Source organism: Streptomyces sp. NPDC001902 (genome assembly GCF_042891295.1).
Lineage (GTDB): Bacteria > Actinomycetota > Actinomycetes > Streptomycetales > Streptomycetaceae > Actinacidiphila.
The window spans coordinates 49,561-67,088 of record NZ_JBIATA010000032.1; the positions used below are offsets into that span (position 1 = coordinate 49,561).

11 protein-coding genes are annotated in these 17,528 nt (G+C 75.5%); 7 read left to right on the plus strand and 4 right to left on the minus strand.

Translation table 11 applies throughout. From position 1 onward, the window contains the following. Positions 1-9 precede the first annotated feature (9 nt). The 4 genes from ACFYYN_RS36680 (at position 10) to ACFYYN_RS36695 (ending at position 4,286) form a co-directional block, all read left to right on the plus strand. Positions 10-411: a hypothetical protein gene (locus tag ACFYYN_RS36680; RefSeq protein WP_500549180.1), complete on the plus strand. Its 402-nt coding sequence runs from the start codon at positions 10-12 to the stop codon at positions 409-411. Between the two features lie 124 nt (positions 412-535). Further along, positions 536-2,383: a DUF2264 domain-containing protein gene (locus tag ACFYYN_RS36685; RefSeq protein WP_500549181.1), complete on the plus strand. Its 1,848-nt coding sequence runs from the start codon at positions 536-538 to the stop codon at positions 2,381-2,383. A gap of 7 nt (positions 2,384-2,390) precedes the next feature. After that, positions 2,391-2,819, plus strand: a complete 429-nt coding sequence (locus tag ACFYYN_RS36690) for a PPOX class F420-dependent oxidoreductase (RefSeq protein ID WP_500549182.1) — start codon at positions 2,391-2,393, stop codon at positions 2,817-2,819. Between the two features lie 300 nt (positions 2,820-3,119). Then, positions 3,120-4,286: an MBL fold metallo-hydrolase gene (locus ACFYYN_RS36695; protein WP_500549183.1), complete on the plus strand. Its 1,167-nt coding sequence runs from the start codon at positions 3,120-3,122 to the stop codon at positions 4,284-4,286. A 71-nt stretch (positions 4,287-4,357) separates the two neighbouring features. On the opposite strand, the gene ACFYYN_RS36700 is transcribed toward ACFYYN_RS36695, so the two are convergent. From ACFYYN_RS36700 to ACFYYN_RS36715, 4 genes are all read right to left on the minus strand, one after another. Beyond that, a complete protein-coding gene (locus ACFYYN_RS36700) occupies positions 4,358-5,524 on the minus strand; it encodes an MFS transporter (protein WP_500549184.1) in 1,167 nt (388 codons plus the stop codon). Then, a complete protein-coding gene (locus ACFYYN_RS36705; RefSeq protein ID WP_500549185.1) occupies positions 5,521-8,481 on the minus strand; it encodes a glycoside hydrolase family 2 TIM barrel-domain containing protein in 2,961 nt (986 codons plus the stop codon). Before ACFYYN_RS36705 ends, ACFYYN_RS36700 begins: the two co-directional genes overlap by 4 nt. A 313-nt stretch (positions 8,482-8,794) precedes the next feature. Beyond that, the gene (locus tag ACFYYN_RS36710) at positions 8,795-9,349 is read right to left on the minus strand and encodes a P-loop nucleotide/nucleoside kinase family protein (protein ID WP_500549186.1); all 555 of its coding nucleotides are present in this window, start codon (positions 9,347-9,349) and stop codon (positions 8,795-8,797) included. Positions 9,350-9,631: 282 nt separating this feature from the next. Next, complete coding sequence (locus ACFYYN_RS36715; RefSeq protein ID WP_500549187.1) at positions 9,632-10,354, minus strand: transporter substrate-binding domain-containing protein; 723 nt, start codon at positions 10,352-10,354, stop codon at positions 9,632-9,634. A 174-nt stretch (positions 10,355-10,528) separates the two neighbouring features. Here ACFYYN_RS36715 and ACFYYN_RS36720 point away from each other — a divergent pair, with 174 nt between their 5' ends. The 3 genes from ACFYYN_RS36720 to ACFYYN_RS36730 are packed head-to-tail and all read left to right on the plus strand — an operon-like array spanning position 10,529 to position 17,525. Continuing rightward, positions 10,529-11,383, plus strand: a complete 855-nt coding sequence (locus tag ACFYYN_RS36720; protein WP_500549188.1) for a DUF4132 domain-containing protein — start codon at positions 10,529-10,531, stop codon at positions 11,381-11,383. Further along, a complete protein-coding gene (locus ACFYYN_RS36725) occupies positions 11,380-16,359 on the plus strand; it encodes a hypothetical protein (RefSeq protein WP_500549189.1) in 4,980 nt (1,659 codons plus the stop codon). The genes ACFYYN_RS36720 and ACFYYN_RS36725 overlap by 4 nt, the downstream gene beginning before the upstream one ends. Further along, positions 16,356-17,525, plus strand: coding sequence for an ATP-binding protein (locus ACFYYN_RS36730; RefSeq protein WP_500549190.1), 1,170 nt, complete (start codon positions 16,356-16,358; stop codon positions 17,523-17,525). Before ACFYYN_RS36725 ends, ACFYYN_RS36730 begins: the two co-directional genes overlap by 4 nt. Positions 17,526-17,528: the final 3 nt, after the last annotated feature.

A 17,528-nucleotide genomic window follows, 5' to 3' on the forward strand; every position in this document is an offset into this window, starting at 1 on the left:
GAGCGTCGCATGGAGGTGCCCGGCCCCGAGCCCGACTGGGAGCCCGCGCCGCAGTACCAGGGCGGCAAGCGCAACCCCGCCCTGCAGATCGGGCTGTGGGACTGGGTCGCCTGTGACTTCCGATGTCTCGCGAGGCTGGATCCGCCCCTGGAGGCGTTCGCCGCGCGGCTGAGGCTGTCCGTCGAACGCAGTTGGCAGGACCTCGGCGACGTGGGGGTCGCCGTCTTCCGCATCGGCAGGACGGAGTACGCGCTGCACGAGTTCGACGGGGGCTCGTACGGCACCTACGCCTGGGTCCACCATTCCGTGGACGACCACGAGCAGGCACTGGACGTCCTGTTGCGTGCCCTCGGCGTGGGGCGTGCCGTGATCCGTCCGGGCACGCTCTCCACGGACCCGGAGGGGTCCTGACGGCCCCGGCCGAGGCCGACGCGCTCTGGAAAGCGCTTGCGGCGCGGCGGTAGAGTCGCCCGCCGGCTGGGCGCCGCCGGGCGCCGCCGCCGTTCCCCGACCCCGGAAAGGCCGTATGCGAACCGTGACCCGGAAAGCGCCGGCGCACCCCTTCCCACTGCCGCCCGAGGACCGGGAGCTGAGCCCGTACACGGGATGGACCCGCGCCCACTGGGAGGCGGTCGCCGACGGGCTGCTCGCCGCCGTCGCCCCGCACGCCACGCCCGGCGGGGCGCTCTACCACCTCCCCGGTGACCGCAACAGCGCCTCGGGCGCCCGCTCGGACGGCCTGGAGGGGTACGCGCGGACGTTCCTGCTCGCCGCGATCCGCGTGGCGGGCGCGAACGGTGACGATCCATCAGGACTGTTGCAGCGGTACGCCGACGGCCTGGCCGCCGGCACCACGCGGCCCGGCGGGGACGGGCCGGAGGACTGGCCCGTCGTGGCCGACCGCACACAGCCGCTGGTCGAGGCCGCGTCCATCGCCATCGGGCTCCGGCTGACCCGCCGCTGGCTGTGGGACCGGCTCGACGGGCCCGTGCGCGAACGCGCCACCGCCTGGCTCGACCGGGCGACCGCCGCGCAGGCGTGGCCCAACAACTGGGAGATGTTCCCGGCCACCGTCGGCGGTTTCCTCGGCGACCGGGACGCCGTGGCGCGCGGACTGCGGCGGATCGAGCGCTGGTACGTCGGCGACGGCTGGTACACCGACGGCGACCTGCCCGCCTTTGACCACTACAACGGGTGGGCGCTGCACCTCTACCCGGTGCTGGAGGCCTGGTTCTCAGGCGACGCCGACCTGCTGGACCGCTACGGCGAGCGGCTGCGGATCCATCTCGCCGACCAGTCCCGCCTGTTCGGCGCCGACGGCTCGCCCCTCCACCAGGGCCGCTCGCTGACCTACCGCGTCGCCGCGGCCGCGCCGCTGTGGCTGGGCGCCCTCACCGGACACACCCCGCTCGCCCCCGGCACCACGCGGCGGCTTGCCTCCGGCGCCCTGCGCCACTTCCTGGACCGCGGCGCGGCGGGCCCCGACGGACTGCTGTCCCTGGGCTGGCACGGTCCCTACGCGGGTGTCCTGCAGGACTACTCCGGGCCCGGCTCCCCGTACTGGGCGAGCAAGGGCTTCCTCGGCCTGCTGCTGCCGCCCGGACACGCGGTGTGGACGGCGCCCGAGGAGCCCGCCCCCGTCGAACGCGGCGACGCCCTGACCACGCTGCCCGCACCCAACTGGCTGATCCAGTCGACGACCGCCGACGGCCTCGTACGCCTGCACAACCACGGCAGCGAGGACACCCGTTACGCCGCCCACTACACGCGGTTCGCCTACTCCACGGCCACCGCTCCGCTGACCGGGGACACGCCCCCCGACAACCACTTCGGCCTCCTGGACGGCGACGGCGGTGTCACCGCGCGCACCGGGCTCACCCCGCTCGGCGCCGGCGAGGGATGGGCCGCCTCACGCTCCCGCGCCGGTGACCGGGTCCGCGTCGTGAGCCTCGTGATGGCCAGGGGTGCCGCCGAGATCCGCGCCCACCTGGTCAGCGGGGCGCCGCCCGGCTCGCAGGTACGGCAGACCGGCTGGCCGGCGGGCGAGGGCCTGACCTCGGAACTGCTGCCCCAGCACGGCCTGCGGGCCGCCCCCGGCCTGCCGCCCGCCCCGACCGCGTGCACCGGACGCGCGGTCACCCCCGTCCTCACCGGCGCGACCACCGAAAGCGGCGGCAGCCGCGGCGACCTCTTCCTCTGCGCGGCCCGGCTCACCGGCGCCGCCGACGCGGAGCCGCTGTCCGCCCTCGTCCGGTCGGAGGTCGCCGTGTCGCCGTCAGGGGTCCACGAGGTGACCGTCACCTGGGCCGACGGAGCCACGCACCGGGCGCGGCTGACCACGGCGGACGCGGTCGTGGAATCCTCGCCCCCGGACGCTCGTTGAGGCTGCCATGAGCGACAAAGACCTCCTCCGCCTGCTCGCCGACACCAAGGGGGGCGTGCTCGTCACCATCAAGCGTGACGGCCGCCCCCAGATGTCCAACGTCATCCACCACTTCGACCCGGACACGGGGGTGCTGCGGGTCTCCCTCACCGACGACCGCGCCAAGACCCGCAACCTGCGCCGTGACCCCCGCGCGAGCTACCACGTCACCACGGCCGACCGCTGGGCCTGGACGGTCGCGGAGGGCACCGCAGAACTCACCCCCGTCGCGGCGGACCGGGACGACGCGACGGTCGAGGAGCTCGTCGACCTCTACCGGGCCCTGCAGGGCGAGCACCCGGACTGGGACGACTACCGCCGCGCCATGGTCGAGGACAAGCGCCTCGTGCTGAAGCTCCACGTCGAGCGCGCGTACGGCCAGCCGCGCGGCGCGTAGCCGCCCCTCCGGTGCGCCCCCGCCGCCCGCTCCCCGTGGGGGCGGGCGGCATGCGGCCCGCGACGGTGGCAGCATCGACACTGCGCGACATCGCGGGGACGGTCTCCCGTACCGGGGAACCGCCTGGTCGCGGTCGTCCCGCCGGTCGTGGGCGGGAGCCGGTGGGCCGCCGGAGGCCGATCCCACAAAGGGGCGCGGAACCGGAATGACCGGTGTAGGAGTTGTCGCTGTACATACTGGTTCTGCCGGGGCCCGGACGGCTCACGGCACGTTCGTGACCGCCGACCAACGGGAGGTGCCGTGTCCGGCTCCAGTCCGAAGCGTTCCCTGCTCTCCAGCCTCATCCCCGCCTTCGGAGACAACCCCTACGGGGAGAGGATGGAGCGCATCCGGCGGTCGCCGAACTTCGCCGACGGGGTGTTCACCAACCCCCTGGGCGCACGTACGGCGCCCTCCGGATCGATGCTGCGGTTCGCCCGGACGTACTTCCGCAAGGAGGAGCGGGTCCGCAGGGCCCCCGCCGGGGACATCCCGCTGCACGCCACGACCCTCGCCGACCTGGCCGCACCGCCCGCCTCGGGCCTGCGGCTCACCTGGATGGGCCACTCCACCGTGCTCGCCGAGATCGACGGGCGCCGCGTCCTGTTCGACCCCGTCTGGGGCGAGCGGTGCTCCCCCTTCTCCTTCGTCGGCCCCAAGCGCCTCCACCGGCCGCCGGTACCGCTGGAGGAGCTGGGCGAGGCCGACGCGATCGTCATCTCGCACGACCACTACGACCACCTCGACATGCCCACGATCAAGGCGCTCGCCGGGACCGGCACCCGCTTCGTCGTGCCGCTGGGCGTCGGCGCCCACCTGGAACGCTGGGGCGTCCCCGCGGACCGCATGACCGAGCTGGACTGGCACGAGTCGACGCAGGTCGCCGGGCTCACCCTCACGGCGACCCCGGCGCGGCACTTCTGCGGCCGGGCGATCCGCAACACCCAGCACACCCTGTGGGCGTCCTGGGTCGTCGCCGGGCCCGAGCACCGCGTCTACCACAGCGGCGACACGGGATACTTCCCCGGTTTCACGGAGATCGGCGAGGCCTACGGGCCGTTCGACGCCACCATGGTGCAGATCGGCGCGTACAGCGACTTCTGGCCTGACATCCACATGACCCCCGAGGAGGGCGTCCGCGCCCACCAGGACCTGCGCGGCCGGCTCATGCTCCCCATCCACTGGGGCACGTTCAACCTGGCCCCGCACCCGTGGGAGGAGCCCGCCGAGGGCACCGTCGCCGCGGCGCGCGCCGTGGGGGCCCGGGTCGCCGTGCCGCGCCCCGGGGAGCCCTTCGAGCCCGCGGCCGGGGTGCCGCTCGACCCCTGGTGGCGGGCGATCGCGCACGGGGCCGCCGCCCGCACCTGGCCCGCGCTCACCGACGACCCGCGGCCGGCCGCCCCGCAGCCGGACAGCGCCCCGGCGTGAGGGTCGTGAGCCGGTCCTGAGCGAGGAGGGGGCGGGGCGCCCGCCGTACCCGCCCCCTCCCGCGCGGGCCGTCAGCCGTCGCCCGCCGCCCGCGTGAGCCAGGCCGTCGCCGCCAGGCTCGCCGCCGACAGCAGGAGCAGCAGCGGGGGGACGGCGCCGATGCCGGAGGCCTCGATGCCCTTGCCGAGCGCCGGCGGGGCGGCCACACCGCCGATCATCGACGCGGCGATGACCCACGCCCCCGCGCGCCGCGCCCCGGGCACGGCGCGGGCCAGCCACGGCAGCCCCGTCGGGAAGACCGGGGCGATGAACAGGCCGACGCCCGCGTAGGCGTACGGCGCGAGCACGGGCACGGCCGCCAGCGCCAGACAGCCCGTCATCCCGGCGCAGCACACCAGCAGGATCCGCGGCGCCGGGTAGCGCAGGGCCAGCGGGACGACGAGGAACCGGCCCGCGGTCATCATCAGCCAGTACACCGCGGTCGCGGACGCGGCGTACGCCGCCGGATGGCCGAGCGACTGCAGGTGGGTCGGCTCCCAGCCGCCGACCCCCGCCTCCACCCCCACATGGAGGACGTACAGCACCACGAAGCCCAGCAGCACCGGCGTGACCAGCCGCCCCCGCGCCCCGGGCCGGACGGCGGGGACGGGCCCGGGAGGCTGTGTCCGCACCCCGCGTGTGCACAGCGCGAGGGCGCCCGCCAGGACGGCGCATCCGGCGAACACGGACGCGTAGCGGTCCGGGCCCAGCGCGGCGAGCAGGGCGGGCCCGGCGACCGCGCCGATCCCGAAGTGGGCGTTGAGGACGTTGAGCATCGCCGCGCCGCGGTCCCCGAAACCCACCGCGAACAGCTGGTTGAGGCCGTAGTCGATGCCGCCGAAGCCGAGCCCCGTCAGCAGTGCCGCGCCCAGCGCGAACGGCCAGTCCGGCGCGAGCGCGAAGGCCGCGCTGCCCACCGCCATCAGCGCGTACGCCACCGTCAGCAGCCTGCGGTCGCCGATCCGGCCGCGCACCGCGTCGAAGACGAGCACCCCCGCGACGCCGCCGACGAAGTGCGCGCTCAGCCCCAGTCCGGCCATGGACGGGGACAGCCCGTGCTCCTGCCGCAGGGCGGGCAGCGCGGGACCGTACAGCGCCTGGAGGGCGCCGATGAGCACGAACCCGGCGCAGGACGCCACCACCGCGGGCCGGCTGAAGGGCCGCGCCGCGGGCGTGGTCTCCCGCAGGACGGCGGTCACCGGCCGTCCGCGAGGGTGGTGAAGGTGAAGCCGAACGAGGCCTCGGCGGCCTCCAGCCGGTAGCGGGGCAGCACGCCGGGCCCGCAGGACTGGCTGCCGATGCCGTGCAGGGCGTGGTCGAGGTTGACCCACAGGATGTTTCCCGGCACCAGGTCGCAGGTGTGCGCGGCGGCGTCCAGTTCCTCGCCGGTCCAGCGACGGGCGGTGAACCAGAAGGGCGGGCCGCCCTCGATCGCCACTCCCGTCCCGTCCTCCCGGCGCAGCCGCACCCGGCGCACGTCGGCGCGCGCCCCGTTCTCCTGCGGGCGGACGTACGGGGTCTGCAGCGCGTCAACCGTCGCCGTGTGGAGCCCGATCCGGGACGCGGCCCGCGTGTCGGGGTAGGCCTCGCCGGGGCCGCCTCCGTACCACTCGGCCCGGGTCAGCGTGCCGCACAGCCCGAGGCGGACGCCGAGCCGGGGCAGCGGCAGTGTCCACCGCCCCTCGGGGGCCACGTCCACCGTCAGGTGCAACCGGTCGCCGTCGGCGGTCCACCGGTAGACCGTGCGCAGCCCGAAGGAGGCGGCGGCGGGGGCGACCCGCGTGGTGACGGTGAGCGCGTCGTCCTCGGCCTCGACGCCGTCCACCCGGTGCCGCATCCGGTGCAGTCCGGCCTCCCGCCACAGCAGGCCGAAGCGCGGGTCGGACTGCCAGGGGGCGCCGAGGTCGTTGTCCGTCGGGGCCCGCCACACGTCCAGCCGGGGGCCGGCGAGGGCGAAGCCGTCGAGCAGCCGCAGTTCGCCGCCGGCCGCGTCGAAGGTACCCGGGCCCAGCAGCACCACACCGCCCTCGGCGTGCCGGGGGCGGTGCGGGCGCTCGGGTTCGGGGGCCGTCCGCCGGCCGCCCGGGCGTTCCGCGGCGGGCCACTGGCCCCACGCCACCTCGTGACCGGCCGGCGCCCACGGGGTGTCCCGCGCCAGGACCGCCCGCACCAGCCAGAACGCCTCCCCGGACGTTTCCGCCGCCGCACGCTCCGGCAGCTTCAGCTCCGTCGTGCCGCCCGCGGCCAGCGGCGGCACCTCCAGGTCACCCTCGGCGACGGCCACCCCGTCGGCCTCGTACGACCAGGTGAAGCGCAGGTGCGAAAGATCCGCGACGTCATGGCGGTTGGTGATGCGGACCGTGCCCCCGAGCGGGTCGCCCTCGATCCGCACCGGCTCGATCACCTTCTTGTACTCGACCAGACCGGGCGAGGGCGTCCGGTCCGGGAAGAGCAGCCCGTCGCAGACGAAGTTGCCGTCGTGCAGCTCCTCGCCGAAGTCGCCGCCGTAGGCGAACCAGCGCCTCCCGTCGGGGGTGCGGCGTGCGATGCCGTGGTCGATCCACTCCCAGACGAAACCGCCCTGCAGCCGCTCATGGGTCTCGAACAGCCGCTGGTACTCGACCAGTCCGCCCGGTCCGTTGCCCATGGCGTGCGCGTACTCGCACAGCAGGAAGGGCATCGCGCGCCGTCTGGCGTCGAGCGCGGGATCGTCCAGCGGCGCCTCCTCACGCCTGCCGATCCGCTCGACCTCGGCGTGCCCGGCGTACATGCGGGAGTACAGGTCCGTGTCGGCACAGGTCGGATCGCCCTCGTAGTGGACGGGCCGGTCCGGGTCCCGGTCGCGGATCCACCGCGCCATGGCGGTCAGGCCGCGGCCGGTGCCGCACTCGTTGCCCAGCGACCAGACGAGCACGCTGGGGTGGTTCTTGTCGCGCTCGACCATGCGGGCGGCGCGGTCCAGCAGCGCCGGGGTCCAGCGGTCGTCGTCGACGGGGTTGCCCTCCCAGCCGGTCACGGCGAAGCCGTGGGTCTCCAGGTCGCACTCGTCGACGACCCACAGGCCCAGTTCGTCGCACAGGTCGAGGAAGGCGGGGTGCGGCGGGTAGTGGCTGGTGCGCACGGCGTTGATGTTGTGACGCTTCATCAGCAGCAGGTCCTCGCGCATGGTGGCGATCTCCAGCGCGCGGCCGTGCTCGGGGTGGAACTCGTGGCGGTTGACCCCGCGGAACAGGATCCGGCGGCCGTTGACCTTCAGCACCCCGTCCTCGACCGCGACGGTACGGAAGCCGACGCGGAACGGGACGCGCTCGCCCGCGCCGGTGAGCACGGCCTCGTACAGCCGCGGGACCTCGGCGCTCCACGGCTCGGCGGGCACGGTGACCGGCTCGCCCGCCGCGACGTCGACGCCCAGCTCCGGCACGGTGACCCGGCCGCCGGACGGCGCGTCCACGCGCAGGGTGCCCTCGCCGGTGGCGTGGTCCCAGCCGGCGTGCACGAAGAAGTCGGCGACACAGCCGGCGGGCCGGTGCAGCAGCGTGACGTCCCGGAAGACGCCGGGCAGCCACCACATGTCCTGGTCCTCCAGGTAACTGGCCGAGGACCACTGGTGGACGCGGACCGCGAGCACGTTCCCCTTCGCCCGCAGCAGGTGCCCGACGGGGTACTCGGCGGGCAGCCTGCTCCCCTTGAAGACCCCCACCTCACGGCCGTTGAGCCAGATCCGGGCACAGGACTCGATGCCCTCGAAGCGCAGCACGGTCTCGCCGCCGGCGGGCCAGTCGTCCGGCAGCGCGAAGGTGTGCCGGTGGTCGCCGGTCGGGTTCTCGGTGGGGACCCGGGGCGGGTCGACGGCGAAGGGGTAGCGGACGTTGGTGTAGGCGGGCGCGCCGTGGCCGCCCAGCACCCAGTGGCCGGGGACGGCGAGGATGTCCCAGCGCGAGGCGTCGAAGTCCGGCCGGGCGAAGGAGGTGTCCTCGGCCCCGGCGGTCGGCGAGAGCCGGAACCACCACATGCCGCCCAGGTTCAGCCGGGCCGCGTCGGAGGCGGGCACCCAGGCCCGGGGCGGCAGGGCGCCGTGGCCGGGGGAGAAGTCCTCGTAGTAGGGGAGTTCCGGCCGCGCGGCCGGGGAGCCGGACGGGTGCGCGGGCATGGTCATACGACTCCTCGGTCGGCCCTCGATGCCGGTCTGCCGTTCGCTGCGGTGTGCCGCCGGTGCGCGCGGGTGCGGTCGGCGCGGCGCTCCCCGGAGGTAGGTGGCGGAAGGGCGCGCGGTGGGGACGGCGACCCGCCGCCCGCGGTTGTCGCGCGGGCGTTGCCGGGCCCGCGCGGCCCGGCGCGGGCGGCCGCGCGGAGGGCACGCGACGTCCGCTCCACCCGCGGGTCCCCCTCCCCTGCCGCCGCCGACGGGAACACACGCTAGGCGCCGGGCGGGAGCCGGACAAGCGCTTCACGCACACCCCCGCCGGACGTCACGGCGCCGGGGACGGGCCGCCCGCGATCCGGCGGGCCAGCGCCGCGACGTCCACCGGGCGCGAGGTGTCCACCCGGTGCACGCTGCCCAGGCCCAGCGGCTCGGCCATCGCGGTCCAGAACCGCCACTCCTCCTCCGGGAAGCGCGCGCCCTCGGTGTGCACCGGGTGCCGCGCGGGCGCCCGCTCCCGGAACCTGCGGCGCGCGGTGTCGGGCGGCACGGCGCACCACACCTCGTGCACCTCGGACGCGCCCGCCCGCGTCAGGCCCGCGGCCACCACGGGACGCATGTGCGCCAGCCACGGGCTCTCCAGCACCGCCCCGACCGGTGCGTCGGCCAGCAGCGTCCACAACGTCTCGCCCGCCGCGGCCCCGAGGCAGCGGCTCCACTCCCGCCCGCCGCCCTCCGCCGGGCGCAGTGCGGCCAGCGCGTCGGCCAGGGTCTCCTTCACGGAGTCCTTGCTGAACAGCGGGAGCTCCAGTTCGCGGGCGAGCATCCGGGCGAGGGTCGTCTTCCCCGCTCCGGGCAGTCCGTTGACCAACACAGCTAACATGCCGCGACCTTAACGACGCCGCGGGCGGCGGTGGAGTACGCCGCTCCGCCGCCCGCGCGCCACGGGGTGCCGCGTGGGCGGGCGGTGCCTCACGAGTGGGCGCCGGCCGGATCCTCCGTGACGTCGATGCCCGTGAACCGGGCCCAGTTGCGTCCGATCTCGCTCCAGCCCGCCACCGGTCCGCCGCCCAGACGGCCCGTGAACAGCGGGCGCAGGTCACTCCCGTGCGTGCGGGGGGTGCCGTGCGACGCATGGGGGCGGATCGCACCGAGGGGGGATCGGTCAGGCGGGCGGGGCGACCAGCGTGCCGGACTGCCCGGCCCGGCGCAGGGCCCGGGCGACGAACCCGTCCGCCTTCAGCTCCTCGACGACCTCGCGGAGGAAGGCGACGGACTCCGGCAGCCGGTCCACCGTCGTGCCGACGGCCTGCCGGATCTGCATGAACGCGCCCTCGACGAGGCGGAGGTCGGGGTGCCGCGCGACGTATCCGGCCATCGGCTGCCCGATCCCGGCCGCGACCTCCAGGCCCTCGGCGCGGAAGACGTCCACGCCCTCGTCCCCGCGGACGACGGTGGCGTGGCGCAGCGTGCGCGACAGGAAGAGGTCGTAGGCGGAACCGCGCTTCACGCCGATCCGGACACCCGCGCGGTCCACCTCGTCCACCGCGCCGACCTGCGAGTCGCGGGGCACGGCGAACACCCCCTCGATCACCACGTACGGCGCGGTGAAGGCGACCTCCGCCTCCCGGGCGGGCTCGACCGCGAGGAAGCAGATGTCGGCCCGGCCCGACGCCATGGCCTCGAACGACTTGCGTGCCGCGTCGAAGCAGACCGGTTCCACCGGCACGTCCAGCCGGGCGCCCACCTCGCGCGCGATGTCGACGGTGACTCCGCCGGGGGACTGCGCGGTGCCGTGCGCCAGCACCGGGTTGCCCAGGTTGATCGACGCCCGCAGGACGCCCGTCGGGGCCAGGTCCCGCATGACGGCGGCAGTCACGGTGCTCATGGTGCGGAGTGTAGGCCCGCCCTCGCCGGCGGTCCGGCACGGCCCCCGCCGACGCCTGCCTCCGCCTCGTTCCGGTTGCGGCCCGGCGCCTTGTCAACAGGGTGACGGGGGGCGTTGTCGGTGGCCTCGCCTAGTGTTCCGGTCACTTGATCACGGCGTTGCAGGGAGGCACGCATGGGGTGGGTCACGGCGGGCGACTACGAAGTCGCCCTCCACGAAGGGAAGGTCGTGTGCCGCAACGCGGCCGGCCGCCGGCTGAAGTCGGTGCCGGCCAAGCTGGCGGACGACCCGGCGGTGACGGGACTGCGGCAGCTCGCCGAATGGCTGGAACGGCACGAACGCCGGTGCCTGGCCGACGTCGAGCGCTGGATGGTGCGTTCGCTGCCCGTGCCCCTCGCTGTGATCGGCCGCGTGTGGCCCGACCCGGCGTGGCAGGCGGCCCTGCGCGACCTCGTCGTCGCCGGGGAGGACGGTCAGGTCGCCGGCTTCCTGCGGGACGCCGACACCGAGCGCGGCCTCGGCCTGGTCGACCTCGACGGCGACACCGTGCGCATCGCCCCGGACATGGTCCGCATCCCGCACCCCGTGCTTCTCGACGACCTGGAGGAGCTGCGGGAGTTCGCCGTCGAGCTGGGCGTGGAGCAGACGGCGCAGCAGCTCTTCCGCGAGGTGTGGCGACGGCCCGCCGGGCTCGACCCCGAGGGCACGCTCGTCGAGGAGTACGCGGGCGGCACCTTCAAGGAGCTGCGCTTCCTGGCCGGCCGCGCCACCTCGCTGGGCTACCGCGTGCGCGGCGGGCACAGCGTCTGCCCCGTTCTGGAGGACGGCCGCGCCGTCGAGGCCCGCATCTGGATCGGTGACTACGACGGCTGGAGCGAGACCGAGACCGGATCCCTGTCCTGGACCGACACCGCCGGGAAGACCCTGACCTTCGCCCAGGTCGGCGCCGTCGCCTGGTCGGAGGGCATGCGCATGGCGGCCGCGCTCTACGCGGGACGCGACATCGAGGACGAGGAGCAGGCGGCATGACCGCGTACGACCCCACCACCACGGCCGCGCTGCTCGACGCGGGCGCCGTGCTGCCGCCCGGCACCAGCACCCGCGAGGACGCCGACACGCTCACCGTCCGCACCTACACCCACCCCGTTCTGGACGACCGCCGCGTCGTCCGCCTCGTGCCCGGCACCCTCGGTGAGGCCGAGGACCTGGCCCTGGACTTCCTCGGCCTGACCCGCGAGGACGAGGCCCCCGAGGTCGGCCAGGTCCGCCGGGAGACCCTCGGGTTCCCCGCCTGGGCCCTGGTCAACGACCCGGCCAACGGCCACCACGCGCTCGCCCTGGTCAAGGACGTCGAGCGGCTCGCCCGGATGGCCAAGTCCCGCGCCGGCGCCGCCAAGGACGGCTTCGACACGCTCGCCGAGCGTCTGGGCCGCGCGGTACCGCACTTCCTGCCCACCTTCCACGAGCAGGCGGCGCGCGTCTTCCTCCAGCACGAGAACACCACGTACGCCGCCGCCTTCTTCGGCAAGGCCCGTGCCGCCGAGCGCGTCCACGGCCTCACCGTCGACGAGGACCGCCAGCGCGCCGTCTTCCTGGAGTTCGCCTTCGCCGGCGCCCTCACCGTCAAGGCCCTCAAGGAGCACGTCAAGGACCTCGCACGGCGGCTGGACCCCGCCGAGGCCTGGCGGCAGTTCCGGCAGCTGACGGTGGAGCGCTGCGCCGCCGGGATGCCCCCGTACGCGTCCCTGCCGCAGGACGCCCGCAGCCTGATCAAGGCAGCGGGCCTCGACCGGGTCACCGAGGAGTGCGCCCTCGTCGCCGACCTCGTCGCCTCGCCCGCCGTCGTCCGTGCCCCCGGTTCCTTCTGGACCGCCTACCGCGCCACCCTCGCCGTCCTCGCCGAGCGCGAACCGGCCGTCCGGGCACGGCTGCTGGAGATCATGCCGGCCGGACTCGGCCGCGACGCCGAGGGCGACGAGTTCTGGCTCGCCCTGCTCGTCGAGACCGGTGCCGACACCCTGCTCACCGGCGAGGCGGGGGAGGCCTCGCGGGCCGTCGACGCGGCCGACTGGCTCAGCCGCTGGGCGAGCCACCGCAAGCACGGCTCCAGCGCCCCCGAACGCTCCGCGGCCACCCTCGACCTCGTCAGCCGCATGGCGCCCCGGCTGCGGGCCGACGGCAGGCCCGTCGACCTCTTCACGGGCCGCTGGCACCACGGCGCCGAACTCGACCTGCTCGACCTGTGCGCCGCCGAGCGTGTGCCGCTGACCGTCCCCGCCGAGGACGTGACCGTGCACCTGCCGCTCCACCGCTGGCTGGAGACCGCCGACCCGGCCCGCCGCGACCTCGTCGCCACCGGTGCCGACCCGCGCTTGCGCCCCCTGCTGCACAAGGCCGTCGGCAGCCTCGGCGAGGACCGCGGACTGGCCGGCGTGCTGGAGGCCCTGGCAGGCCACCCCGTGCTCGGCGACGTCCTGCACGCATGGCTGGAGGAGGCCGCCGCGCAGTTCACCCGTGCCACGGGCCTGCCCGCCGCCCGCAGCGCCATCAGCCGGCTGCGCCCGTTCCGTTCCGTCGCGGCCCGGGTCAACCCGCAGGCCATGGCCCGGGTCGCCGCGCAGGAGATCGCACCGCTGCTCGGCCGGACGCTGCGCGAGGGCATCCTCGACGAACTGGGCTGGCCCGCGCTCGACGAGGGCCTGCGCCTGCTCGACGCCGCGGTCGCCAAGAACAGGGACCACGCCCTGGCCGTCGCCGAGGCCTGGCCCGCGCTGATCCTCGCCCGCGGGGACAAGGCCGTCGTCGTCGGGCCCGACAAAGTGCTGCTCGACCACGACCTGCGCATCCCCGTCGAACTCGACCGCTGGAACCGCCCCCACTTCCGCTGGGCCGACGGTGAACTCCTCGTCATGTGGCGGCAGGACGACAAGCAGCTCGGCTACTGGTCCGCCCGGCCCGCCGAGGTGTTCACCCTCGGCGGCGAACAGCTCCCGCACTGGTGGCACGGCCACATCGCCGCCCCGTCCATCCCGCTGCCCGGCGGCGGCCGCGCCACCGGCGGCCGCACCCTGCACGCCGGAGACACCCTGCTGCCGGCCGGCCGCCCCGTCCTCGGCGACGGCACCGCGCTCTGGCGCCAGGGCAAGCAGGGCCGCCACGAGGTGTGGATGGAGTACGACCCGGCCTCCGGCACCCACGGACGCGCCTCGCTGCCCGCCTTCCTCCGCTCCGGCATCCTCGACGGCGCACGGCTCAGCCAGGAGGACTGCGAGGTCCTGCCGCTGCAACCCGGGCTCGAGCGGAGCCCCTTCGGCACCGATGGCACCGTCCTCGGCCGCTGGGTCCGCATTGAGGGCGAGGGCGGCGGGTCCCGCACCGTCGCCGGCACCCCGGACGGCCGTACCGTCGCCCTCCCCACCCGCAAGCAGGGGTGGGCACGCCGCGTACCGCTCGGCGCACTGCGGCTGCCCGGCGGGGCCGAGCCCGTCGTCGCGCTCACCCACCAGAAGGTGTCGCTGTACGCGGCGGGCGACGTCACCTGCGACGACGAGCTGGGCAGCGTGACGCTCACCGAGCAGGGCGGCGAGTTCGCCGCCGGCACCCGCTACGTACCGCCGCTCGCGTACTGGCACGCCCTGCGCCCCCGCGACGAGGGGGCCTCTGCGGTGCTGCGCGCCCTCACCGACGAGCAGGCCGCCGAAACGCTGCGCGCCGCCGCCCACGCCCTGGCGGAGCATCAGGCCGAGGTGAACAGGACGAAGAAGTACACCGGTCCGTCCGCGGAGACCGTCGCGCGGGCCGCCGTCGCCGCCGCCCTGCCGGCCCTCACGGACGAGCGGCTGCTCATCGGCGTCACCGCCCTCGTCCGGGGCACGCTGCGCCACGCCGAGTCCGTCGCCTCCTTCGTCGCCCCGCCCACCGACAAGCCGCGGCAGTCGCTCCCGCGCACCCAGGACATGTTCGCCGACCACAAGCCGCCGCACGGTGACGACGGCACCCTGCGCACCGCCCTGGACGGCATCGCGGGCCGGAGCGGCCACTGGTGGAGCAGCAGCCCCCAGTGGAGTGCCCTGCAGCAGATCCGGGCGGTCAACCACGTCCTGTCCGGCAAGGCGGCAGAGGGCAAGCCGCTGCCCGACCGGGCGGAACTGGGTGACCCGGGCGACGGCTGGCACAGCGACGAACACACCGTCCCCGGCATGGGCCTGGGGTGGCTGCCCGCCCTGTCCGCGCTGCGGCCGCTGGCCTACCGGGCGGCGTCGCCCGCCATCACGCAGGCCGCACGCGAGGCCCTCCTGCTGCTCTTCGACGCGATCACCGAGGGCCCGCTGGCGGTGCCCGGGAGCGGACTCCGCGAGATCGTCCTCGTGGAGAAGCACGGGAAGCAGCGGCGCGCCGGCCAGGTCCTGCGCAAGGACGGGCGCACCGTCGTGATCCTGGGCTGCCAGAGCGTCGACGGCGACCGCGACCGCGTCCACTGGCTCGCCCTCGACCACGACCCCACCGGGGCGTTCGGCGCCGTCGCCCACTTCACCCTGGAGGACGAGACGGACCGTACGCCGGTCTTCCCCGCCGAGCGGCTCACCGCCGTCAGCCGCCTCATCCGCGACAAGGGCCCCACGCCCTGGCGCCCCGACGCCCCTGCCGCGCTCGCGGCGGCGACCCGCGGCGGCCTCGGTCCCGTCCAGGCGACCCTGCTGCTCGCCGGGCGGCCGCAGGACCCGGACGCCGAAACCCTCGCCCGCATCGACCTGAAAGCACGCCAGAAGGGCCTCGGCGAGGGCCTGCTGAGCTCCCTCTCCGAGGACGACCACGCGGCCGTCCTCGGGGCCCTGCTGCCCGACGACCCCGCCGACCTGTGGGGCAGCGGCCCCGACACCGCCGCCGCCGGCCGCGTGTGGGGGCAGCGCCTCGGCTCCGTCGTCCGCCTGCCGGAGGACGTCGCCGCCGAACTCGCCGGAGTCACCACCGCGTCCGCCGAGGCCGTGCTCAACCCCGCACTGACGCCCTGGCTGAGCCGCACCACCGTGCAACGCCCCGACAAGGACGGCAACCTCGTCCCCGCCGACCCCTCGGCCCTGCCCAGCCGGCACGACATCACCGGTGCCGTCGCCGTGCTCGCCGGGCTCGCCTACGGACTGCCGTACGGGCATCCGCTGCGCGCCGCCCTCCCCGAGGGCCTGGCGGCGCTGCGGCGGCGGATCGCCGACCCGGGACTGCTGGTCGACCTCGACATCGCCTGGACGGAGAAGGGCGGCCCCACCGCCGTCCGGATCCGCACGGCGTACGGGCTGCCCGCAGCCGGCGGCGCCGACCCCCACGGCCTGACCCACGCGGGCGACGCGCTCGTGCTCCGGCCCTGGTACGGCGACACCGAGACGGTGCTCGTCCGCCCGGCCGGGCTGACCGGTTCCGAGGACCCCGTCCTCGGCCTCGTCGAGGGCCTCGTCGGCCTCCGGGGCGGCGGCATCCAGGCGCTGCGCGCCGTGCTCGGCGACGACCTCGCCCGCGCCGTCGCGGCGGGCGGTGCGCCCGGCGCACCCGCCGGTCACGCCCAGGACCCCACGGTCTCCGTGCCCGCCCTGGTCGCCGAGGTCGCCGCGGCCCACGGCCTGGGCGAGGACACCGCCGCGCTCTACCTCCAGTTGCTCGCCCTGCCCGACCCCACGGACCGCAACTGCGCCCGCTGGACGGACTGGAAGCCCGCCCGGATGAAGAAGGCCCGCGCCGAGCTGGCCGCGACCGGCCTCGTCGTCGAGGCCAAGCGTCCCCGAGCCGGCCGCACCCTCTTCCTGCCCTGCGGCTGGCGCGACCTCAAGGCGCCCGCCCTTCCCGTGGAGACCTGGAAGGAAGGCCTCTACCCGGTCCGCGACCACGCCCGCGTCGTGCCGCTGCTGCCCGTGCCCGAGCTGTTCGCCCGCGCCTGGGAACGCGTCCGCGCCGGCGACGCCCCCGGCTTCGAAGAACTCACCACCCGTGCCACCCGGAAGGGCCGCCGCCGATGACCACCACCGCCCCCGTCCCCGTCGCGCGGCAGATCACCCCGCCCGAGGACCGGTACGCCACCGAACTCGCCTTCCTCGCCGCCCACGACGGCGGACCACGTCCGCCCGCCTGGCGGCTCACCCCGCGTGCCGTCGTCACCTTCGTGATGGGCAGCGACGGCCAGGCCCTGCGCCTGCCCGACGACGCCGAGGTCCCCGAGGGCGTACCGCGCCGCCTCGTCGTCGAAGGGAAGTTCGTCGGCGACCGCGCCCTGGTGGAGCGGTGCGTCGTCACCCTCGCCGGGGAACGAGGCCTGCTCCTCGTCGGCGAGCCCGGCACCGCCAAGTCGATGCTCTCCGAGCTGCTGTCGGCCGCGATCTGCGGCACCAGCGGGCTCGTCGTCCAGGGCACCGCCGGCACCACCGAGGACCAGCTCAAGTACGGCTGGAACTACGCCCTGCTGCTCGCCCAGGGCCCCAGCCGGCAGGCGCTCGTCCCCTCACCCGTGCTCACCGCCATGTCGCGCGGCGCCATCGCCCGCGTCGAGGAGGTCACCCGCTGCCTGCCCGAGGTGCAGGACTCCCTGGTCTCCCTGCTCTCCGAACGCCGCATCGCCGTCCCCGAACTCGCGGGCGGCGACGACGCCCTGGCGCACGCGGCGCCCGGCTTCAACCTGATCGCCACCGCCAACCTCCGCGACAAGGGCGTCTCCGAGATGTCCGCCGCCCTCAAACGGCGCTTCAACTTCGAGACCGTCGGACCCATCGGCGACCTCGACGCCGAGACGGCGCTCGTGCGCAGCCAGTCCCGCGCCGCCGTCGAACGGGCCGGTGCCCCCTACGAGGTCGACGACGCCGTCCTGGAAGCCCTCGTCACCGCCTTCCGCGACCTGCGCGAAGGCCGCTCCGCCGAAGGCTGGGAGGTCGAACGGCCCTCCACGGTCATGAGCACCGCGGAGGCCGTCGCGGTCGCCGGCGCGCTCGGCCTGGCCGCGGCGTACTTCCCCGGCGACCGGGACGTGCTCGGCCTGCTGCCCGGCCACCTCCTCGGCGTCGTGCGCAAGGACGACCCGGCCGACGACGCCCGTCTGCTCGGCTACTGGGACGGCCCCGTGCGGCGCCGCGCCGAGCAGGGCTCCCCGACCTGGCGCACCCTGTGGGAGCTGCGCGCCGTCCTGGAAGGCTGAGCC